Source organism: Armatimonadota bacterium, from assembly GCA_035527535.1.
GTDB lineage: Bacteria > Armatimonadota > Hebobacteria.
Map to the genome: position 1 here is coordinate 1 of DATLAK010000071.1, position 2898 is coordinate 2898.

The 2898-nt window shown below is 65.5% G+C and carries 3 protein-coding genes; all 3 read right to left on the reverse strand.

Going from position 1 to position 2898, the window contains the following annotated elements; all coding sequences use genetic code 11:
• Window positions 1–782, reverse strand: a 782-nt coding sequence (locus tag VM221_04595; protein HUT74100.1) for a polysaccharide deacetylase family protein, incomplete at its 3' end; no start/stop codon positions are given.
• A gap of 18 nt (window positions 783–800) precedes the next feature.
• Window positions 801–1850, reverse strand: a complete 1050-nt coding sequence (locus VM221_04600; GenBank protein HUT74101.1) for a FemAB family XrtA/PEP-CTERM system-associated protein — start codon at window positions 1848–1850, stop codon at window positions 801–803.
• Between the two features lie 2 nt (window positions 1851–1852).
• Window positions 1853–2898, reverse strand: a 1046-nt coding sequence (locus VM221_04605) for a glycosyltransferase (GenBank protein ID HUT74102.1), incomplete at its 5' end; no start/stop codon positions are given.

Sequence of the window (2898 nt, forward strand, 5' to 3'; positions counted from 1 at the left end):
CTGGCACCAACCACCTCCTCACGAACACGTGCGGCAGACTCGGCGGGGAGGATCGCGTGCGTTTGAGTATGGGAGCCGACGGCGATGCCGTTCGCTGACATCTCCCGGAGTTGGTCCCATGTGAGCCAGGGATCGGAACGCCGCTGCACCGACACAGATGGCTCTATCTCGCCGACGATTCCCTCGCGCACGTCAGCGGGCAACGGCTCGAGCAACGAGAGCATGCCCTCCGGCCCATGCTTCCCGGCCAGCGTCTGCTTGGGCGCCTCGATGCCGTGAGACGTGCATACCCGCGAGACGACGCGCCGCAGGTCGGACTTGCTTGCATGGCCCAGGACGGCGACTGCCAACCGCGTCCAAAGCGGGCGCGTGGTTCCGACGCACTGTGTTGTGACGAAGACCGTGGCCGGCAGGCCGAAGTGCCGCAGGATAGGGTAGGCATGGGTATAGGTGTCGAGCCACCCATCGTCAAAAGTGATCGCACAGGCCCGTCGCGGGAGGGAATGACCGCGGTGCATACGCTCGACGGCATCTTCGAGGTCGAGAGCCGCGCAGTGCTTCGATATGTATCGCATCTGCGCCTCAAAACAACCTGTGGTTGTCACGATCCCCGGGTCCGGCTCTACCTGCGCCGCCTCAGGTGGCAGCACTCGATGGTAGGTCAGTACGGCAAGGCCGCCCTGACCCACCCGCTCGCCGAGCCAGGCCAGGGCACCGTATGTCCCGCTGTAGTGCAGCAGGCCCGAGAGTGCTGTCTTCGCAGTTGTGCGGAGTATGGACATCTTACTCAGGAGAACTCCTCAGGGCAAGTGCTTCGCTATTGGCGGGCCAAGGCGGTTCGCGATGCAGAGGGGAAGACGACGCCACACCAGGCTCGCACAGCGGTAAGGTCTGGTCGCCGTCCGCACATGCGAGTCGCCGCGAGGCGCGCCGGAACCGTAGTACTCCCAGAATAGCGGTCTCGGCACGGCCGCCCACTGCTTCTTGTAGGCGGCGTGAGTGGATTCGCGGGTCGAGCGTCCGAAATCGCACCGCGTCATTTGCTGTTCGCAGGCGTACTCAATCGCCCGCCAGTTGAGAAGATCGTTGGGAGCACAGCTCAGCATCTGACGCAGGGAGGATGCCCAGATGAAGTGCATGATACCCCGCCACGCCATGACAAACTTGCCCCCCACAGGGCGCCCCTCGCGCGAGGCAACGAAGACGTGGGACTCCCGGGGGAACCGCCGGAGAACCTGCTCGAAGAAGTGCAGCCCGAGGACCGGGGTCCCCAGGTCTCGCATGTTGCGGGAGAAGCATCGGTAGAACTCGGGAAGGAGGTCTTTGCCCTGGGACACTGTCACGCCGAGTTTGCTCGCCTTTCGCACCTTGTTGCGGACACTTGCCTTCAGGAGTCTCCAGATGGCATCTCGCCCCGGTGTGAGGTCGATCTCGTAAGTCTCCTTGTGCGACAGACTCGAGAAACGGTCGTCCATGGGCTCGCGCGACCGGAGTTCGAGGTACTCCACGCGCAGGTCCTTCGCGAGTTCGATGGCGTCCGACAGGAGTGCATGTCGCGCCGTCTCCGTGTCTGCCAGTGGGCCTCCGTAGTTGAGGAAGGGGATCGACACAAGTGCCGACTTGAACGGCGACACGCGCACCAGGAATAGTGGCAGCACGCCGGCCAACCGGGCTGACTCCCAGGCCTCCAAGTAGTAGCTTCGACAGCCCAAAGCATCCGCGATGACGCTGCGCCACCGGATGTCGTGGAATAGCGTGGCATTCTCGTGCCCGTGGACGAAGGCGTTCCAGGCACATTCGCTGTCCGCTCGACTGCTCGACTGTACAGGGGCGGCCATTACCTGGACCATGGCTAGACCCCCTCGTCCGCGGGCCTGCTTACAGGCCGCGAGGAGGTGCCGACCTCGCGCGCCCCGAGGCGCGTGTGTTCCCAGCGGACGGACTGCCGCCGGAGCGTGGCGCGGAGTAGCCCGACCACGGCAGCGTAGTTCACTCCGCAGAAGTAGGTGGGGAGCAGTGCCGCCCGTGGGAGGCGGGCGCCGAAGCGATGGAGCACGTAACCGACGAGTGCGGTCAGGTAGAACCCCATCTGACCCACAAGCAGCGCGCGGCCTGTGGGTGCCGCTCGTAAAGCAATGCTTGCCGCGAGCATGACCACCATCCAGCAGGGGACGGTGTACTTCAGCAGCTTCCCGGACAGCAAGTGGAAGCCGACGAGACCGTCCCGGAACGGCCCGCGTCTTACGAGCCACCTCAGGGCGATGGGAGCTGCGCCGGCCACGATCCGCGCCTTCCGCCCCAGCTCCGCCCGGAAAGACGGAGCGGCGGGTTCGGTGGCGGTGGCGGTGACGTCGTAGACGACGCGGAATCCCTGCTCGACCACGCCAAGCGCGACGGCCATGTCGTCGGCTACCGTGTCCTCGGGCAGCGGTCGGAAGAGGTGGCGGCGGATGGCGTACAGCCCACCGTCGGCGCCGGGCAGAGACCAGATGCGGCTCTGGAGGAGGCGAACGGAGCCGTCAAACCGGTATTTGAGACGCTCGCCGAGCGATGTCGCTGCCGCCCGCGTCTCGACGAGGGTCCGCCCACACACAGCGCCCACGCGCTCGTCCGCGAAGTTGGCCACGAGTTCTCGCAGCGTCCCCGGGTGCAGTCGAACGTCAGCGTCCGTGAGGACGAGGATATCGCATTCAGTGGCTGCGTGCCCCACGTTGAGTGCGTTCGCCTTTCCTTGGCGCGGGTGGTACGCGACGACGCGCACACGCGAGTCGCCGGCTTGCCTGGCGACCTCCGCCGTCGCGTCGTCGCACCCGTCGCAGACCACGACGACCTCCAGTTTCGCGGGATCGTATTCGAGAGCGAGGGAGTTCCTGACTTTCTGCGCGATAACTCGCTCCT

What these genes read in the sequence shown, in the direction of transcription:
- VM221_04600 (HUT74101.1), bottom strand. Translation starts at nt 1,850, where the DNA reads ATGGTCCAGGTAATGGCCGCCCCTGTACAGTCGAGCAGTCGAGCGGAC.